Origin of the sequence: Rhodococcus sp. 21391 (genome assembly GCF_016772255.1) — a bacterium.
GTDB lineage: Bacteria > Actinomycetota > Actinomycetes > Mycobacteriales > Mycobacteriaceae > Rhodococcus_F > Rhodococcus_F opacus.
This window is the reverse complement of the sequence record NZ_CP063781.1, coordinates 6,219,999-6,237,374: the sequence shown is the minus strand read 5'-3', so window position 1 is coordinate 6,237,374 and position 17,376 is coordinate 6,219,999. Positions and strand designations below refer to the sequence as shown.

Here is a 17,376-nt window from a genome sequence, read left to right as displayed (position 1 = left end):
CGCGACCGGGCAGGCGCTCGGGTCAGGCCTTGCGGCCGAGGAAGGCCAGGACCCTGGTCTGCTCGTCGGCGTCCGCCGGGACGTCCACGGCGGGGCCGCACACCCCGGCCGTGCGGATGCTTCCGCCCATCTGCTCGGCCACGCCGCCCACCCAGGTCAGGTCACCTGCGGGGATGGTCTCGTCGAGGCCGGTGGCCCGCGCCAGGTCCCAGCCGTGGACCACCAGGTCGAAGCAGTAGAAGCTGTCGATGGTCTTGCCGAGGTCGGTGCGGCCGAAGTGCCCGTCGTACTCGCGGCTCACGAGAGCCGGGTCGTTCAGGATCTCCTGCATGCCATCGCGCGTGGCCGCCCACGCGGCCACCGGGTCGTCGTCGACGGACGGCGGCTCCGGCAGTTCCAGATCGACGACGGTGACGATGTAGCGCTGCGTGTCGATCACGTGCCGCACGACGTCGCGGGCCGTCCAGCCGTCACACGGGGACGCGTCGTCCCAGCGTGCGGCGGGCACGGATTCGACGCGCTTCGTGAACTTCGCGGCGAGGTCGCGGTAGTGGGCTGCGGGGGTTTCGGTTGTCGAGGTCATGCTGCCGATTCTTCTCCCGTCCGGCGTCCGAGGGCTTGAACATTTCCGACATCGACGACAGATTCCGTTCCGTGCCAGTCGGGGGCCTCACTGGTGAGGAGGTCGGACGGGGTGAGCGAGGAGATCCGCCGGCATTCGCGCGACAGGTGCGCTTGGTCGCTGTAGCCGGCGGTGGCGGCGAGTTCGGCGAGTCCGGTCCGCGTCCCCGATTGCGCCAGCGCCATGAACCGTTGCAGCCGCAGGATTCCGCGGAGGGTCGCGGGCCCGTATCCGAACGCGTCGTTGCATCGCCGCTGCAGTTGCCGCTCGGTGACCGAGGCGGCGTCGGCGAGCGCGCCCACGTTCCACGAATGCCGGGCGAGCGCCTTCCGGACGGTGCCGATCAGAGGGTCGGCTTCCGGTCCGCGGTTTCGCCACGCGCGCACGGCGTTCTCGAACAGGGCGATGCGTTCCGCGTAGCCGGGAGCGTTGTCGAGCCGGTCGGTCAGTTTCCGTTCCCACGTGGACCCGAGCACGTCCCCGAGACCGACCCGGATGTTGCGGACCTCGGCCGCCGACGTCCGCAGCAGATGCGAGGCGGCACCGGGTCGGAAACGGACGCCGACGGATTCAGTGCCCGGCGGCAGCGCGAAAGACCAGGCCCTGGTTTCGGGACCGCACACGCGGATTCCCACACCCGGGATCCACAGGATGTCCATGCACGCGTCCGGCACCAGCAGATGCTCGCCCTGTGTCCGCGCGGACCACCCGCACACCAGGGTGCCGGTGAGGTCGGGCGACGGTGCGGTCGGCGTGTACCAGCCCATGCACAGGAGCCTAATCACGGATACCGACACGTGCGGGCCGGTCACATCGCCCGAAGTGCCCGCACCGGCACGCAACTCGAGGTGAACTGTATGCACGGGTCCGCAGAGGTTCCCCGAAGGCCCGCCACTTCGCCGTCACAGAGAACGAGGACTCCATGAGACGAACATGGGCGCTGGCAGCGATCGCCGCCGTCAGCCTGACCTTCTCGAGTTGCGCCTACGACAGCACCGATTCCGGCGACACGGGCGGCAACGCCCCGGTGTCGCCGACGCCGACGTCCCCGCCCGCCGCGCCCGGCACACCCGTCCTGAAGATGGGACCGACGACGCTCGGCGAGGTGATGGTCGACGACGGTGGCATGACGGTCTACGTGTACGACAAAGACGAGGTCGGCTCCGGCGCCAGTTCGTGCCGGGACACCTGCCTGCAGTCGTGGCCGCCGGTCACCTCCGTCACCGAGAACCCGACCGTGCAGGGGCTGCAGGACGTGGTCATCGACACCATCCCGGCGCCGGACGGCACCCATCAGCTGACCGTGAACGGCCGCCCCGTGTACCGCTACAAGGACGACAACGAACCCGGGGACGCATTCGGGCAGGCGGTCGGCAGCGTGTGGTGGACCCTCGACTCCGCAGGCAACCCGGTCACGACAACTGCGGGCGGCGAGTAGCGCGGTCGATCCTCAGGTGGACGGTGACGGTCAGCGCTGCCGACAGGACGGCAGCGAACCACAGGGCGTCCAGCCCGATCCAGTGGTGCGCGAGGGCGCCCGTCACCGCGCCCACCACCAGGCCGGCCCACAGCGCGAAATGTCGTAGCCACGCCCACCGCGGCCCACCGAACAGTGCCCCGGCCAGTCGATGTCCCATCTTCACGAGCGCGCCCGTCATGTAGGTGAGACCGATGGTCACCTCGCCGTCGCGCTGGAAGAAGGAGTTCTCGGCGCCCATCGCGAGCAGCATCGCGCCGACAGCTACCGTGCTCGCCCCGACGGTCGCGGCCACCGCGCCCGCGATCAGCAGTCCCGACACGACCGCGAGCACCGTCGTCCGGACGGGCAGGCGCCGTCGCTCGGACAGGTGCACGACCACGGCACCCAGGGCGCAGCCGAGGACGAACATACCGATCACCGCGGCAGCAGTCGCCGCGTGCGCCCACTCGGCGTCCGCGAACCCGACACTGAACCGGGTGAGATTGCCGCTCATGAACGCGACGAAGAACCCGCCGAGCGTGATGAATCCCAGCGCGTCGACGTAACCGGCCAGCGTGGACAGCACCACCGCCAGCGCGAGCGTCCGCTTGCTGTCGTCGATCGGCACACCCACATCAAACACCGCAGCCGACGGCAGTGGCCCCCGATCCGGAGATCGGGGGGCCACTGCGGCGTAGGTCAGGCGCTCACGACGCCTGGCTCAGGACGTCCCGAGGGCGGGTGCCAGCGTGTTGGCCCAGGACTCGTGCAAGCGGTCCTGCCAGTAGTTCCACGTGTGGAGACCGTCGTCGGTGATGTGGGTCTGCAGCTTGGCGCCAGCGCGCTGCACAGCGGGCACGAAAACCTTGCTGCTCAGACCGGAGGCCGTCTCGAGGGGGACCGTCTGCGAGAACTTCACCGGGTCGAACGAGGCGCTGTCCGGGTCGACGGTCGGATCGCTCGCCGTCGAGCCTGCGCCGGACGAGATGTAGACGGACTTGCCGCGCAGCGCGCCGACGTTGAGCAGCGGGTCGTTGCGAAGCCACGCAGCCGACGGCCAGAAGCCCCACATGTTCAGCGCGTTGCCGCCCATCTGGGCGACGGAGACCTGGATGCCCTGCGCGAAGCCGGGGGAGCTGGCCGTCGGGTATCCGCTGTAGGACGCGACCGCCTTGTAGAAGTCGGGGCGGTGCGTGGCGAGGTTCAACGCGGAGGTGCCGCTCATCGACAGACCCGCGACCGCGTTGTTCACCCCGTCGCTGCCGAATTGGGAAGCCATCACCGGGGGCAGCTCATTGGTCAGGAACGTCTCCCACTTGACGCGGCCGAGCTTCGGGTCGTCGCGCTGCCAGTCGGAGTAGAAGGTGCCGCCGCCGCCGAACGGGATGACCACGTTGACGTGCTTGCCGGCGAAGAAACTCTCCACGTCGGTCTCGATCAGCCAGCCGTTGTTGTCGTCCGGTGCCCGCAGACCGTCGAGCAGGTACAGGGTCGGCGCGGGACCACCGCCCGCGGCCTTGAGCACCTTGACGGGAATGTCCTTGTCCATCGACGGTGAATACACCGAGATCAGGGCCGAGTCGGCGTGGGCGACGCCTGTTCCGGCCAATACGGACACGAGGCCCGATGCCAACACTGCGACCAGGCCCACGATCAGTGCGCGGGTGCGACGAATCGCCATACGAATGTCCTTTTATCTCGAATCGACACACAGCACAGCGAACGCTGCACCGCCGACGATAACAGGAAGATAACGGGTTGCGCCTGCTGTGGCCAGGACTTTCGGATCCGACAGCCGGTCGGTCGTCGCTCGGAGACAGAAAAAAGAAACCCCTGCGAACCGCTTCTCAGCAGTTCACAGGGGTTCCTGTGGCGGAGGATAGGGGATTTGAACCCCTGAGGGCGTTAACCCAACCCGCGTTCCAGGCGAGCGCCATAGGCCACTAGGCGAATCCTCCGTGGAGGAGCATACCCAACGACGGCGGCTCACCGTTAAACGGCCAGGTAGCCGCCCGTTCTAGGCCCACTTCAGCTGGGTGAGGGCGTGCTCGGCGAGGGGGACGGACCGGTCGCAGGACGTGTCCGGGTTAGCGGTGGCGTCGAGACCGAATTTGGTCTCGATCGACAGGGTGCCCGCATCGGTCGTGATCTCGAGGATGCACTGGTATTTGCTCTCGGCGAGCGCGCGCCCCTCGAGTCCGCCGACGTCGATCGTGCGCAGCGGGTCGACCGGTTCCGGCGCGCTCGTCGTGGTGATCGTCACGGTGTTCAGCGCCTCGGGCTTACCCCACGTGCAGGCGCGACGTTCGGGACTGTCGGTGGCGGTGCCCTCGCCGGCGCCTGCCGTGAGAAGCGGTGCGAGCGTCGCATCGTCCGCGAGCGTGCACGGCTCGGCCGCGTCCCAGCTCACCGCGTCCGACGTGGCTGCGTCGTCGCTGCCTCCGCCGCATGCCGACAGTGCTGCCACGACGGCGGCGAGTGTCACCGCGTGTGCTGTCCTTCTGAGTTTCATCCCGATCCTTTGCCGACGGTGGCCGAATGCGGGGGCGACGGTAACACTGGCCGTGGTCAGAGGTGGCGCGTCGGGCGCGGGCCGGGGTGGATCCCGACCACGGCTCGGGGCCGTCTACACTCTGTGGTGGATCCCGCGCGGCGCGCATCCTGTGAACTCCCCCAGGGCCGGAAGGCAGCAAGGGTCAACGGGCTCTGCCGGGTGCGCGGGGTCCCCTATCTTTCGCATACCCGACCCACGACGTCGGTGAGAGGCCGCTCCTGATGACCAACCAGACCCAGATCGGGTTGATGAGCCATGAGGAACTACTTTCGGAGCACGAGCGCCAGACTGCGAGTTACGCGCAGCTGAAGACGGAGAAGCTCACGCTCGACCTCACTCGCGGCAAGCCCTCGCCCGAGCAGCTGGATCTGTCGGCGGCGCTGCTGACACTGCCCGGTGACGGCGACTTCCGCGACGGCAACGGCACCGACACCCGCAACTACGGCGGGCTCACCGGACTGCCGGAGCTGCGCGCCATCTTCGGTGAACTGCTCGGCATCCCCGTCGAGAACCTGCTCGCCGGCAACAACGCCAGCCTCGAGATCATGCATGACAACGTCGTGTTCGCCCTGCTGCACGGCACCCCCGACTCCCCGCGCCCGTGGTCGCAGGAGGAGAAGGTCAAGTTCCTGTGCCCGGCACCCGGTTACGACCGCCACTTCGGGATCACCGAGACCTACGGCATCGAGATGATCTCGGTGCCGATGCGCCCGGACGGCCCCGACGTCGGCGTCATCTCCGAGCTGGTGGCGAACGATCCGCAGATCAAGGGTCTGTGGGCCGTCCCCAACTACTCCAACCCGACGGGCGCGGTGTACTCGGAAGAGGTCACGCGGACGCTGGCGTCGATGCCGACCGCCGCCCCCGACTTCCGGCTGTTCTGGGACAACGCCTACGCCGTCCACCCGCTCGTCGGCGAGACGGCGCCGTCGCTGGACATCCTCGGGATGGCCGCGGAGGCGGGTAACCCCAACCGGCCGCTCGTGTTCGCGTCGACGTCGAAGATCACGTTCGCCGGTGCGGGCGTCAGCTTCTTCGGTTCCTCGACCGCGAACCTGGCCTGGTACCAGAAGTACCTCGGCAAGAAGAGCATCGGTCCCGACAAGCTGAACCAGTTGCGGCACCTTCGGTTCTTCGGTGACGCCGAGGGCGTGCGCGCCCACATGGAGAAGCACCGCGAGATCCTGGCGCCGAAGTTCGCGCTCGTCCTGAAGATCCTCGAGGATCGTCTCGGGGCGTCGAAGGTGGCGTCGTGGACGGAGCCGAAGGGCGGATACTTCATCAGCCTGGACGTCGTCGAGGGCACCGCGAAGCGCGTCATCGCTCTGGCGAAGGACGCGGGGATCGCGCTCACCGCCGCCGGATCGGCGTTCCCGTACGGCGTCGACCCCGAGGACAAGAACATCCGGCTCGCGCCGAGCTTCCCCTCGATGGAGGACCTGGACAAGTCGATGAACGGTGTCGCGACGTGCGTGCTGCTCGCGGCCACCGAATCGCGTCTGGACCTGCCGAAGTCCTAGCAGACGACGTCCGGCCGCTCACCCTTCCCAGGTGAGCGGCCGGACGTGTCTCTACATCCTGGCGTAGCGCGCCATCACGAAGCTGTACAGCCCGTACGCGGCGATGCCCAGTCCGGCGAGGACCAGGAGGAACTGCCCGAACGGCGCCGAGCCCAGGGTCTTCACCGCGCCGTCGAGGCCGGTGGCCTTGGACGGGTCGGCGTTGACGACCGCCACGATCACCAGCACGCCCGCGCCCGCGATGACGAGGCCCTTGGCCACGTAGCCGACCACTCCGAGGGGCTCGACGAGCTTCGACGGGGTGCCCTTCAGGTCGTCCAGGAAGTTCTTCGACGCCCCCTTGTAGATGTGGTAGCCGCCGATCGCGATGGCGACGAGACCCACCACCACGAGAAGAATCTTGCCTCCCCCGGACTCCATGAGGCGTGCACTCATTCCGGCGTTCTGCTGACCGCTCGATTTCCCGCCGCCGCTCGCGAACTGGTATGCCGAGAAGGCGAACGCGAAGTAGACGACGGCGAGGCCGAACGCCTTCGCGCGGTCCAGCAGGGACGTGTCGTCGCCGTCGCCCCCGGATTTCTCGGTGACGTGGGGGCCGAGGACGGTCTCGGCGAGCCGCCACAGCGCCATCGCGATGAACGCGACCATCGCCACCCACAGCACGAACCGGCCACCGGGTTTGGCGGCCAGGGCGCCGAGGGCCCCGGACTGATCGGCGTTGCCGCCGGTGCCGAACGCCAGCTGAATGATGATGTACGCGATCAGCAGGTGGACGAAACCGCTCATCACGTGGCCGGCGCGCGCGACCCGTTCGAAAGTGTTGCTGTCGGTTGCCCTGTCGACGGCGCGGCTCATCCCGTTGGCTCGATTCGTTTCGTTCTGGGCCATCGGGTGTCCTTCGGGTTGTGCGAACGGACCGGAGTCCCTGTGACGTAGAGGTACCCGATATGGGCCGCGCCGACACGGGATGAGCGTTATCGCACTGTGTTCGTGACCCGGTCGATCAGGTTGGACGCGCTGTAGCAGTCGAGGCGGAAGCTGTCCTTCCCGAGCCCGATCACCTGCTTCTTCTCCACGGACGGCGTCTCCCGCAGCGTCGGATCGGCGAGGAACCTGTCGGCGTCCGCTGCTTCACCGATCACGATGAACGTGGTGTTGCCGGGCACCGCTCGCGGCAGGTTCTCCTGCCCGGCCGGCACGACGTCCTTGCGGCCGGCCATGATGCCCTTGTCGGCGGCGGTGAGGTCGGACGGCAGCTCGGCAAGCGAGAACCCGAGGCGTTCCAGCAGGATGCCCTGCGCCGATTCGGCGGTGAAGATCCGCGACTCCTCCGGCGAGTTGTACGCGAGCACATTCACCGGGTTCGCCGCAGCGACCTTGCCGCCCAGCGCCGACTTGGCGTCGTCGAGCTGCTGGTCGAACTTCGCGACGAGGGCGTCGGCCTGTGCCTCGGTCCCGATGGCCGCGGCGATCTGTCCGCTGAGGTCCTGCCACGACTTGTCGTCGTATCGCAGCACCACGACGGGCGCGATCTGCCTCAACGTGTCCACCTGATCGAGCGCCGAGTCGCCGCCGGTGGCGGACACGAAGATGAGGTCCGGATCGGCGGTCAGTGATCATCTCGACGTTGGGTTCTCCCCGGTACAGCGTGTCGACGCCGCGCTCGGCGGCGATGGCCGCCCACTGCGTGAACAGACCGTTCTCGTCGGTCACGTCGCTGGCTCTCTGCGCGCCGGTGCCGATCAGGGGAGCGTCGAGGGCGAGCAGTGAGCCGGTGAGGGTGACGCTGGTGGACACGATCCGCTCGGGCTGCTGTTCGAGCGTGATGCTGCCGGTCTCATCGGTGACGGTGCGCGGGCCAGCTCTGGTCGGACGCGGCGGTGGTGCCGGTGGTCGCGGCGTCGGAATCGGAATCGGGATCGGGATCGGACGAGCACGCGGCAGCGCCGATCCCCACGGCGAGGACAGCGACGGCTGCCAGTGAGCGACGAAGTTTCACGGTAAGACCTTCTTTCGCACGGGTAAGCAAACTGATTTAGGCTAGCTTTACCTACATTCAAACGGGGAAGTGGATGCTGCAACGAGTGCCGGGACCCGAGCGTCGCGTCGTACGCGTACGGTCTATCGACGATCTGACGCGTGACGGCGTCCCCGCGTTCTGGGACCGTCTCGCCGCCGCGGGCAGTCCCCTGATCGAACCGGACGGGGCAGACCCCGGCTGTGTGATCGCGACGTTCTGCTGGCGGGATCCGGACGGCGACGAGCACACGTCGCGCACGCGGCACGTCTACCTCGACGCCAACGGAATCACCGACCGCTCCCGCCTGGAACGGGCCGCGCTGTCGCGGCTACCCGGCACCGACCTCTGGTCCCTGTCGATCGAGGTCCCCGAGACGTGGCGCGGTGCTTACCGTTTCATCCCCCGCGCGGAATCGTTGACGGTTCCCGGCGACACCCCGGGCTGGCAGTGGTGGCGGAGCCTGCTCGCAGACGCGCAGTCCGACCCGTTCAACCCACTGCCGACGCAGGTGGTGCACACCGGCGACAGCTCCGAGGCGGTGATGCCGGCGGCACCCGCCCAGCTCTGGTGGACGGACCGGCCCGGCCGCGGCGCGCTCCACGAGACGACGTTCACGCTGTCGGGCACGCGACGGTCGGTGTGGGTCTACGAACCGCCCGGACTCACCGCCCCGTCGTGGTGATGCTGGACGGCCGGACGTGGGCGGTCGATCCGCCGATCGGGGGCGCCGTCGACGCGCTCGGACGTACGGGGCACCGGGTTCCGCTCGTCGTGATGGTCGACAGTGTCGGACCCGAACTGCGATCCGAGGAACTGGGCTGCAGTGCCGCGTTTGCATCCGGTCTCGCCGGTGAACTGCTTCCGTGGCTGCGGCGGGAATGGAGTGCCACCGACGATCCCGCGTCGACAATCTTGGCCGGCTGCAGCCTGGGCGGACTGACAGCGTGCCACCTCGCGCTGACGGCCCCGCAGGTGTTCGGGTGGGCCGTCAGCCTGTCCGGATCGTTCTGGTGGCCCGGCTCGTGGCCGGGAGTTCCGTTCCAGCACCGCGTCCGCGGCGTGGCCCCGTCGAACAGCCGGTTCAGCGTGGAGGTCGGGACACTCGAATGGATGCTCGTCGAACCCAACCGCGAGGTGCGCGACCTCTTGGCCGGCACCGGCCACGACGTGCGATACCGCGAGTTCTGCGGGGGCCACGACGTCCTGCACTGGGGCGACGGTCTGATCGCCGGCGTGGCCTCGATGCTGGAGCGTACCGACCGGTAATGCAGTGATGTGGATAACTCTGTGAATAAACCGCGCGTCGAGGTGAAGGGCGCACCCGCCCGATCGTGGGATGGCAGGATCAGAGCATGGCACGCACGCTGAATCTGGTAGGGGATCCGGACGCCGACGCACTTCTGGCGAGTGATCCGCTGGCGTTGCTCATCGGGATGTTGCTCGATCAGCAGGTTCCGATGGAGACGGCGTTCGCGGGTCCGAAGAAGCTGGACGACCGGATCGGCGGCCTCGAGGTGCACCGCATCGCGGAGATGGATCCGGAAGAGTTCGCGGCCGTCTGCTCACAGACTCCGGCGGTCCACCGGTTTCCCGGATCGATGGCCACCCGCATCCAGTCGCTGTGCGCGTTCCTCGTCGAGAACTACGACGGCAGCGTCGAGGCGTTGTGGACCAGCGGCGATCCCGACGGCAAAGAGGTCCTGAAACGGCTGAAGGCGCTGCCGGGTTACGGCGATCAGAAGGCGCGCATCTTCCTGGCACTGCTCGGCAAGCAGATCGGTGTGGAGCCGAAGGGCTGGCGGGAGGCCGCAGGCGACTACGGCACCGAGGGAGCCCGGCGGTCGATCGCGGACGTCGTGGACGACAAGAGCCTCCACGAGGTCCGCGACTTCAAGAAGGCCGCGAAGGCCGAGGCGAAGAAGGCTGCGGCAGCGAAGAAGAAGTAGCCGCCGCTACTCGGGATCGGACGGCTTCTGCTTTCGCTCGGCGTCCAGGTGCCGCCGGCGTTCGGCCTCGTGCATCCACGGGAAGACGCTGTTGCCCTGACCGCCGCCGCCCGGACCGTGCCCGAGCACACCGTGTTCGTACGCCGATTCGGCGTGCAACGCGAGGTCGATGCCGGACGACTCGTCCTCCGCGCTCACCCGGAACCCGAAGATTCGGTCGATCAGTTTGCCCAGCGCGTACGTCACGCCGAACGCGTACAGGGCGACGACCACCACGGCCAGCAATTGCTTGCCGAGTTGCGCGAACCCGCCCCCGTAGAAAAGGCCTTCCGGTCCGTCGGTCATGACCTCGGTGGCCAGCAGTCCGATCAGGAGGGTGCCGACGATGCCACCCATCAGGTGGACACCCACGACGTCGAGCGAGTCGTCGTACCCGAGGCGGAACTTCCAGCCGACGGCGAACGAGCAGACCACACCGGCGACGGCGCCGACGGCCAGCGCCCCGACCATGCTGACGGTGCCGCAGGACGGGGTGATCGCGACCAGACCGGCGACGACGCCGGACGCCGCACCGAACGTGGTGGGGTGGCCGTCCCGCTTCTGCTCGACGAGGAGCCAGCCGAGCAGGCCCGTGCACCCGGCGACGAGGGTGTTGAGGAAGATCGCGGCGGCCGTGCCGTCGGCGGCGAGCGCCGAGCCGGCGTTGAAACCGAACCAGCCGAACCAGAGCAGGCCGACGCCCAGCAGCACCAGCGGAAGGTTGTGGGGGCGCATCGACTCGGACCGGAATCCGAGGCGCGGGCCCAGGACCAGCGCCAGCGCCAGGCCCGACGCGCCGGACACGATCTCGACGACCAGTCCGCCCGCGTAGTCGAGGGCGCCGAACTGCGCGATCCAGCCCTGAGGGTTCCACACCCAGTGCGCGACGGGTGCGTAGACGACGAGGGCCCAGACGGGCACGAAGATCATCCAGGCCGAGAACTTGGCCCGGTCGGCGATCGCGCCGCTGATCAGCGCGGCGGTGATGATCGCGAACGTCAGCTGGAACGTGGCGAACAGGATCTCGGGGACCTGCCCGTGGACGGTGGTCGGGTCGATGCCCACCATCCCCAGGTGCTCCAGCCCGCCGATCAGTCCACCGCCGATGTCGTCGCCGAAGATGAGGGAGTATCCGGCCACCAGCCACACGACCGTGACCAGGGCGATCGACACGAAGCTCATCATGATCATGTTCAGTACGCCGGTGGAACGGACCATCCCGCCGTAGAACAGGGCGAGGCCCGGCGTCATCAGAAGGACCAGCGCGGTACTGATCAGAAGCCAGGCGGTTGCTCCGGCGTCGATTGCAGGCACGACATTCTCCTCACACACCGGGACGAAACCCGGCGCGGAAAGTCACGATGACCGCGAGCGGTTTCGACTGTGCTGCCGCTGCGTTGCGAACGTGTTACACAATGCGGTCAGGTTCGGACTTTTGCTTGTGAGTAGCGCCCCGAGCGGGTGCTGAGCGGGCGCTTCGACCACCCGGCCCGGACTGTCGGGGACCGCCGGTAGTCTTTCCGCGTGGCCCTGTACCGGAAGTACCGACCCGCATCCTTCGCCGAGGTGGTGGGGCAGGAGCACGTCACCGAACCACTGAGCACCGCTCTCGACGCCGGACGGATCAACCACGCGTATCTGTTCTCCGGTCCCCGCGGCTGTGGCAAGACGTCGTCTGCCCGCATCCTGGCCCGATCGCTGAACTGCGTCGAGGGTCCGACCTCGACGCCGTGCGGCCAGTGCCCCTCGTGCGTGGCGCTCGGCCCCGGCGGATCGGGCAACCTCGACGTCACCGAACTCGACGCGGCCAGCCACGGTGGCGTCGACGACACCCGTGAGCTGCGTGACCGCGCGTTCTACGCGCCCGCCGAGTCGCGGTACCGGGTGTTCATCGTTGACGAGGCCCACATGGTCACCACGGCCGGTTTCAACGCGCTCCTCAAGATCGTCGAGGAGCCGCCGGAGCACCTCATCTTCATCTTCGCCACCACCGAACCCGAGAAGGTGCTGCCGACCATCCGTTCGCGCACCCATCACTACCCGTTCCGGTTGCTCGCGCCGGCGACGATGCGCGGGTTGCTGGAGAAGATCTGCCACCAGGAGAGTGTGCCGGTCGCCGACCCGGTGTATCCGCTGGTCATCCGCGCGGGTGGCGGTTCGCCGCGTGACTCGCTGAGCATCCTCGATCAGCTGCTCGCCGGAGCCGGCGACGAGGGCGTCACCTACCCGCGCGCGCTCGCGCTGCTCGGCGTCACCGACGTCGCGCTCATCGACGACGCCGTGGACGCGCTCGCCACCGGTGATGGTGCAGCGCTGTTCGGAACGGTCGACCGCGTCATGGACGCAGGCCACGATCCGCGCCGGTTCGCCGTCGACCTGCTCGAGCGCCTGCGCGACCTCATCCTGATGCAGGCGGTGCCCGACGCCGCCGAACGTGGCCTGGTCGACGCGCCCGGCGACGTGCTCGAGCACATGCGCGCTCAGGTCCAGCGAATCGGTCCCGCCACGCTCACCCGCCTTGCCGAGGTGATGCACGCGGGCCTCGGTGAGATGCGCGGCGCCACGGCCCCCCGCCTGCTGCTCGAAGTGATGTGCGCCCGGATGCTGCTGCCCTCGGCGTCCGATGCGGAGTCCGCGGTGCTGCAGCGACTCGAACGCGTCGAACGCGGACTTCCGCCCGCCGGGTCGGCGCCGGCCGTCGACGCGGCCGAGCGGCCCACGGCGGCTCCTGCGCGCGCGCCGCAACCGCCTGCCGAGCCGGAACCGGAACCGAAGTTCCAGCGACCGTCCATGCGCCAGGCCGCGGCAGCCACCGTGCCCCCGCCGCCCGAGCCGGAACCCGAACCCATGCCGCGGCCGGTTCCGGAACCCGCGCCGACACCCGTTCCCGAACCGGAGCCGCAGCCCGAGCCGACGCCTGTCCCCGAACCGACGCCCGCGCCCGAACCGGCCCCTGTTCCCGCACCCGGGCCCGAGCCGGTCCCCGCGCCGGCGCCCGCTCCCGTCCCGGAACCCGAACCGACTCCTGCACCGGAACCGACTCCCGAACCGGAACCGGAGCCGCCGCTCGCCCCCGAGGTGGAGGCGGAGCCCGCCGCATCGGCCGGTCCGGATGCTGCCGCGCTGCGAGAGTCCTGGAACTCGCTGCGCGAGAAGGTGAGTCAGCGGAACAAGATCCTGCCCGCCATGTTGTCGGCCGCGACGGTGCACGACGTTCAGGGCAACCGCCTGATCCTGGCGCACCCCGTCCCCAACCTGGGCGCTCGCATCGCGTCACCGCACAACGCCCAGGTGATCACCGAGGTGCTCACCGAGATGTTCGGCGGCACCTGGGAAGTGGAGTATCAGGCCGGTGCTCCGACGGCGCCGCCCCCACCGGTCGCGAAGGCCGCTGCAGCGCCGGCGAAGCCGGCAGGCGCACCGCGATTCTCCCGGCCCAGCCAGGAGAAGACTGCGCAGCGTCCGCCGCAGCAGCCGTCCGACACGCAGCGCTCCGACTCGGGTCCGGGTGCGGGTCAGGCACGTCCGTCGTCCGAGCCGGACGACGACATTCCGCCGCCGGAGGCACCCGACTACCCGGACGATCCCGGGCCGATCGACTACGAGGCTTCGGCGACGACGCCGCCCGTCTCCACACCCGAGGACGAGGAAGAGATGTTCGCGGAGGCGGCGGAACCCGCCGACCCCGCGACTCGCCGCGACCCGGAAGACGTGGCGTTCGAACTGCTCAAGGACATGCTCGGGGCCAAGAAGCTCGAGGGCTGACCCGACGGGGCAGTCGTCGCCGGTCCCGAAACGTCGGGACATCCGCCCCTGGTGCCCGGGACGCCGGGTGGCCGATTCTCGTCCCATGAGCACAGTGAATGTTCCAGACGGCGTGCAGAACGAGGTCCCGGCGCCCGGGCGACCGCGAGCTGGCCGGTGGTGGGCCTACGTCGGGATCCTCGCCGGCGTGGCCGGAATCGTCGGCATCCAGGCGAGCATGTCGATCGACGCGGTCTACGCGAAGGCGTCGGCCGGTGACCCGGTCGCCATCATGAACGGCCTCGCCGGACAGCGCACGGGGATCCTCGTCATGCACGTGTCGATCATGACCGCGGCGCTGCTGATCCTCGTGTTCGCCGCCGGGCTGTCCCAGCGGCTGCGAGCCGCATTGCCCGCCGAGAGCATCCTGCCGTCGGTCGCGGCGTTCGGTCTGGTCCTGACGTCGGCGGCGTGCCTGCTGGGGACCGGCCTGACCACCGAGCTGGTGTTCGGTCTCGGTGACAACGAACAGCTGGTGCCGGAGTTCGCGGTGGTCGGCGGCCACTGGATGGGCACCATCCCGTGGCTGTGGGCGGGCGCGGGTGTCAGCGCGGTGGCGGTGGCCGTCGCACTGCTGCGCGGACAGGCGGGCCCACGGTGGATCGGCTGGGTCAGCCTGGTCCTGGGCCTGGTGACGGCCGTCATCGGCGTCTCGCCGCTGCAGTACCTCGCCGGGTTCACCGGACCGCTGTGGGTGCTGGTGAGCGCGATCGGATTCGGCTTCGCCGACACCGTGCGCGATTAGGGGCGATACTCGTTCGCATCATGGTGAAGCAGAAGGACACTCGAATGACCGAGGGGTCGGCAGGTACGGGCGGTGCGCCCGTACCTGCTGCTGTCATGGCGGTATCCGCGTGGATTCTGGTCGTCCTGTCCGTGGTGGCGTTCGTCCGGGCCGATCCGGGCATCGATTCGAATCAGCTGTTCTTCCTGGTGGACGTCGTCGGGGCGGCGGTCTACGGAACCGTGGCGGGCGTCGTCCTCGCGCGGCGGGTGCACCCCGTGCCGATCATCATGGGGCTCACCGCGATCGGCGTGGGTCTCGCTGCGCTGAGCTACAGCTGTTCGCAACTCGCGGTCGTGCGTCCCGGGCTGCCGTGGGTCGACGTGCTGTCGCCGCTGCAGAACACGGCGTGGATTCCCGGGACGCTCAGCCTGTTCCTGATAGTGCCGTGGCTGATCCGCGACCACCCGCTGGGCGTCGGCGCGAAACTCGGCGTCCTCGCGGGTATCGCCGCCACGGCCTGGTACTTCTGGTCCCGCACGTTCACGGAGATCCCCGCGGTGTGGGTGATCGTGCCCGTTCTCGTCGTCGGCTCCGCGGCGGCAGCGGACTGCGGGTGGCGGTGGCGGCACGGCCCACCCGACGAGCGTGTCGGGCTCGGATGGATGTGCCTCGGCACGGCGCTGATGACCGCCGCGTACATTCCGTTGGCCCTGCCCGCGTCGCTGCCAGGACTGTGGGTGCTCAACCCGTTGGTGCACTTGGCTGTTCAGGCGTTCTATCCGGTCGCGATCCTGGTGTGCATCCTGCGCCAGCGCATGTGGGGGCTGAATCTCGCCGTCAGCCGCGCGACGGTGGCCGGCACGCTCACCGTCCTGCTGCTGGTGCTCTACGTGGTGGTGGCCACGGTCGTGACGGCGCTGCTGCCCGAGGGCGATTCGGTGGGCGCGCAGGTGGTCGCGGCGGGTGTCGTCGCCGTCGCGGTGCAGCCGGTGCGGCTGTGGCTGCAGCGGCGGGTGCACCGCCTCGTCTACGGCGAGGGCGTGGATCCGGCTCGGGCCGTCCGGACCCTGGGCCGGCAATTCGGCAGTGCCGAGACCCCGGAACAACTCCTGGAGGGTCTCGCTGCCGGCGTGGGCGTCGCGTTGCGGCTCGAATCGGTGTCCGTGCGGCGGACCAGCGGGGTTGCCGCGGTGTGGGGTTCGGCGACGGGGCACGCCGAGTCGGTGGAGCTGGTCCACCGGGGTGCGGTGCTGGGGACGATGGTCGTGACGGCGCCGCCGGGGGAGTCGCTGGGGGCGCGCACCCGCCGGTCGCTCACCGAGCTGTCGGCGGTGGTGACGGCCGGTCTCGTGGTGCTGCAGTCGGCGGAGAACCTGCAGGAGGCGCGACGCCGGCTGGCGTCCGTGCGACTGGAGGAGCGGCAGATGATTCGCCGCGAACTGCACGACGGGCTGGGTCCGTCGCTGGCGGGTATCCGACTCGGCCTGCAAGGCGCCCGGAACCTGCTCGGCTCGGATCCGGCTGCCGCCGCGGAACTCATCGGCGCATTGCAGGAGCAACTCGACCATCAGGTGGAGGGCGTCCGGCAGCTGTCCCGCAGCATGTTCCCGCCGGTGCTCGACGAGCTCGGATTGGTCCCGGCACTGCACGAACTGGCAGCCAACCAGTCGCGCAGCGGATTCCGGCTGCGGGTGCAGGCCGATCCGCCGCCGAGGCTGGGTGCGGAGATCAGCGCCGCCGCGTACGGGATCGTCGTCGAGGCCGTCACCAACGCGCGCAGGCACAGCGGCGCCGACGGCTGCCGGGTCGACGCCACGTTCGCGCGGGAGATGCTCACGGTCGTCATCCACGACGACGGGTGCGGGTTCGATCCGACCGGGGGCGGCGGCGTCGGGACCCGGTCGATGCGCGAGCGGGCCCACGAACTCGGTGGCACGCTCCACATCGAATCCGCCCGTCCGACAGGCACGGTGGTCACGGCCCGGTTACCGTTGACCGCATCATGAGCGCAGGCACCACGAATTCCACCACCTCGTCCATCCGGGTCGCCGTCGTCGACGACCACCCGGTGTTCCGGCTGGGGATGGTCGCGTTGCTGTCGACGCTGGACGGCATGGAGGTGGCCGCGCAGGCCAGCTCCGTCGCGGAGGCGCTCGACGTCGTCGACGGCGACGTCGACGTGGTGCTGATGGACCTCGAACTCGGGGACGGTTCGGGGGTGGACGCCACCCGGCGGCTCGTCGAGCGGCACCCCGCACTGCGGGTGCTCGTGGTGACCATGCACGAGGACGACGAGTCGCTGGTCGCGTCGGTGCGTGCCGGGGCTCGAGGCTACCTGGTGAAGGGGGCCGATCCGGGGGAGGTCGAACGGGCGGTCCGGGCGGTCGCCAACGGTGAGGTGATCCTCGGCGCCGCGGTGGCGGCGCGCGCGATGAGCTTCATGGCCGCCTCCCGCAGGGTGGGTCCCACGGTGTTTCCCGAGCTGACCGACCGGGAGCGTGAGGTCCTCGACCTCGTTGCCCGCGGCTACGACAACGCGAGCATTTCGCGGCGGCTCGTGCTGAGCCCGAAGACGGTGCGCAACCACGTGTCGAACGTGCTGGCCAAACTCGGTGTGCCCGACCGTCCCGCCGCGATCGTCCGGGCGCGGGACGCGGGTCTCGGCCTCGACGCCTGAACTCGCGA

At 69.3% G+C, this 17,376-nt stretch carries 14 protein-coding genes, 1 tRNA gene, 1 other RNA gene and 2 pseudogenes; 9 read left to right on the top strand and 9 right to left on the bottom strand.

The annotated features are described in order from the left end of the window. Positions 1–22: 22 nt before the first annotated feature. Complete coding sequence (locus GO592_RS28745) at positions 23–583, bottom strand: TIGR03086 family metal-binding protein (protein WP_007298411.1); 561 nt, start codon at positions 581–583, stop codon at positions 23–25. Further along, entirely contained in the window at positions 580–1,389 is an 810-nt protein-coding gene (locus GO592_RS28740) for an AraC family transcriptional regulator (RefSeq protein ID WP_007298412.1), read from the bottom strand. Before GO592_RS28740 ends, GO592_RS28745 begins: the two co-directional genes overlap by 4 nt. A gap of 155 nt (positions 1,390–1,544) precedes the next feature. Between GO592_RS28740 and GO592_RS28735 the strand changes: the two genes are divergently transcribed. Then, positions 1,545–2,060 (top strand): COG4315 family predicted lipoprotein, encoded by a 516-nt coding sequence (locus GO592_RS28735; protein ID WP_007298413.1) that lies wholly within the window; start codon positions 1,545–1,547, stop codon positions 2,058–2,060. Here the strand turns inward: GO592_RS28735 and GO592_RS28730 are convergent. The 4 genes from GO592_RS28730 to GO592_RS28715 all read right to left on the bottom strand — a co-directional run bounded on the left by GO592_RS28730 (position 2,035) and on the right by GO592_RS28715 (position 4,593). After that, a complete protein-coding gene (locus GO592_RS28730; RefSeq protein WP_005567001.1) occupies positions 2,035–2,715 on the bottom strand; it encodes a YoaK family protein in 681 nt (226 codons plus the stop codon). The genes GO592_RS28735 and GO592_RS28730 overlap by 26 nt on opposite strands. 87 nt (positions 2,716–2,802) lie before the next feature. Next, positions 2,803–3,762: an alpha/beta hydrolase gene (locus GO592_RS28725; protein ID WP_005253354.1), complete on the bottom strand. Its 960-nt coding sequence runs from the start codon at positions 3,760–3,762 to the stop codon at positions 2,803–2,805. A gap of 189 nt (positions 3,763–3,951) precedes the next feature. Further along, a tRNA-Ser gene (locus GO592_RS28720) sits at positions 3,952–4,039 on the bottom strand. 59 nt (positions 4,040–4,098) lie between these two features. Continuing rightward, on the bottom strand, positions 4,099–4,593 hold the full coding sequence (locus GO592_RS28715) for a DUF3558 family protein (protein WP_039951754.1): 495 nt from the start codon (positions 4,591–4,593) through the stop codon (positions 4,099–4,101). Between the two features lie 125 nt (positions 4,594–4,718). Here GO592_RS28715 and ffs point away from each other — a divergent pair. Together ffs and GO592_RS28705 are read left to right on the top strand one after the other, a co-directional pair. Further along, positions 4,719–4,813, top strand: an RNA gene (gene ffs / locus GO592_RS28710) — signal recognition particle sRNA small type. 43 nt (positions 4,814–4,856) lie between these two features. Next, the gene (locus GO592_RS28705; protein ID WP_007298414.1) at positions 4,857–6,155 is read left to right on the top strand and encodes an aminotransferase class I/II-fold pyridoxal phosphate-dependent enzyme; all 1,299 of its coding nucleotides are present in this window, start codon (positions 4,857–4,859) and stop codon (positions 6,153–6,155) included. A gap of 51 nt (positions 6,156–6,206) precedes the next feature. On the opposite strand, the gene GO592_RS28700 is transcribed toward GO592_RS28705, so the two are convergent. Then, on the bottom strand, positions 6,207–7,043 hold the full coding sequence (locus GO592_RS28700; protein ID WP_007298415.1) for a DUF1206 domain-containing protein: 837 nt from the start codon (positions 7,041–7,043) through the stop codon (positions 6,207–6,209). Between the two features lie 86 nt (positions 7,044–7,129). Next, positions 7,130–8,154: pseudogene (fepB, locus tag GO592_RS46620) on the bottom strand (Fe2+-enterobactin ABC transporter substrate-binding protein). Between the two features lie 73 nt (positions 8,155–8,227). Here fepB and fes point away from each other — a divergent pair. Together fes and GO592_RS28685 are read left to right on the top strand one after the other, a co-directional pair. Continuing rightward, positions 8,228–9,441 (top strand): annotated as a pseudogene (fes, locus tag GO592_RS46615) (enterochelin esterase). 86 nt (positions 9,442–9,527) lie between these two features. After that, positions 9,528–10,121: an HhH-GPD-type base excision DNA repair protein gene (locus tag GO592_RS28685; protein ID WP_007298417.1), complete on the top strand. Its 594-nt coding sequence runs from the start codon at positions 9,528–9,530 to the stop codon at positions 10,119–10,121. Positions 10,122–10,127: 6 nt separating this feature from the next. Here GO592_RS28685 and GO592_RS28680 read toward each other — a convergent pair whose 3' ends face one another. Then, positions 10,128–11,474, bottom strand: a complete 1,347-nt coding sequence (locus tag GO592_RS28680) for an ammonium transporter (RefSeq protein WP_007298418.1) — start codon at positions 11,472–11,474, stop codon at positions 10,128–10,130. Positions 11,475–11,684: 210 nt separating this feature from the next. On the opposite strand from GO592_RS28680, the gene GO592_RS28675 reads away from it, so the two are divergent. From GO592_RS28675 to GO592_RS28660, 4 genes are all read left to right on the top strand, one after another. Continuing rightward, complete coding sequence (locus GO592_RS28675) at positions 11,685–13,925, top strand: DNA polymerase III subunit gamma and tau (protein WP_007298419.1); 2,241 nt, start codon at positions 11,685–11,687, stop codon at positions 13,923–13,925. Positions 13,926–14,010: 85 nt separating this feature from the next. Continuing rightward, positions 14,011–14,709 carry a hypothetical protein gene (locus GO592_RS28670; RefSeq protein ID WP_237720479.1) on the top strand — a complete coding sequence of 233 codons (699 nt, stop codon included), beginning with the start codon at positions 14,011–14,013 and terminating at the stop codon, positions 14,707–14,709. A gap of 44 nt (positions 14,710–14,753) precedes the next feature. Beyond that, positions 14,754–16,697: a sensor histidine kinase gene (locus tag GO592_RS28665; RefSeq protein ID WP_039951813.1), complete on the top strand. Its 1,944-nt coding sequence runs from the start codon at positions 14,754–14,756 to the stop codon at positions 16,695–16,697. Continuing rightward, positions 16,694–17,368, top strand: a complete 675-nt coding sequence (locus GO592_RS28660) for a response regulator (protein ID WP_007298422.1) — start codon at positions 16,694–16,696, stop codon at positions 17,366–17,368. The genes GO592_RS28665 and GO592_RS28660 overlap by 4 nt, the downstream gene beginning before the upstream one ends. Positions 17,369–17,376: the final 8 nt, after the last annotated feature.

Coding starts and splice junctions, on each gene's coding strand:
- GO592_RS28745 (WP_007298411.1), bottom strand. CDS start 583: ATGACCTCGACAACCGAAACCCCCGCAGCCCACTACCGCGACCTCGCC.
- GO592_RS28740 (WP_007298412.1), bottom strand. CDS start 1,389: ATGGGCTGGTACACGCCGACCGCACCGTCGCCCGACCTCACCGGCACC.
- GO592_RS28735 (WP_007298413.1), top strand. CDS start 1,545: ATGAGACGAACATGGGCGCTGGCAGCGATCGCCGCCGTCAGCCTGACC.
- GO592_RS28725 (WP_005253354.1), bottom strand. CDS start 3,762: ATGGCGATTCGTCGCACCCGCGCACTGATCGTGGGCCTGGTCGCAGTG.
- GO592_RS28715 (WP_039951754.1), bottom strand. CDS start 4,593: ATGAAACTCAGAAGGACAGCACACGCGGTGACACTCGCCGCCGTCGTG.
- GO592_RS28705 (WP_007298414.1), top strand. CDS start 4,857: ATGACCAACCAGACCCAGATCGGGTTGATGAGCCATGAGGAACTACTT.
- GO592_RS28700 (WP_007298415.1), bottom strand. CDS start 7,043: ATGGCCCAGAACGAAACGAATCGAGCCAACGGGATGAGCCGCGCCGTC.
- GO592_RS28685 (WP_007298417.1), top strand. CDS start 9,528: ATGGCACGCACGCTGAATCTGGTAGGGGATCCGGACGCCGACGCACTT.
- GO592_RS28670 (WP_237720479.1), top strand. CDS start 14,011: ATGAGCACAGTGAATGTTCCAGACGGCGTGCAGAACGAGGTCCCGGCG.
- GO592_RS28665 (WP_039951813.1), top strand. CDS start 14,754: ATGACCGAGGGGTCGGCAGGTACGGGCGGTGCGCCCGTACCTGCTGCT.
- GO592_RS28660 (WP_007298422.1), top strand. CDS start 16,694: ATGAGCGCAGGCACCACGAATTCCACCACCTCGTCCATCCGGGTCGCC.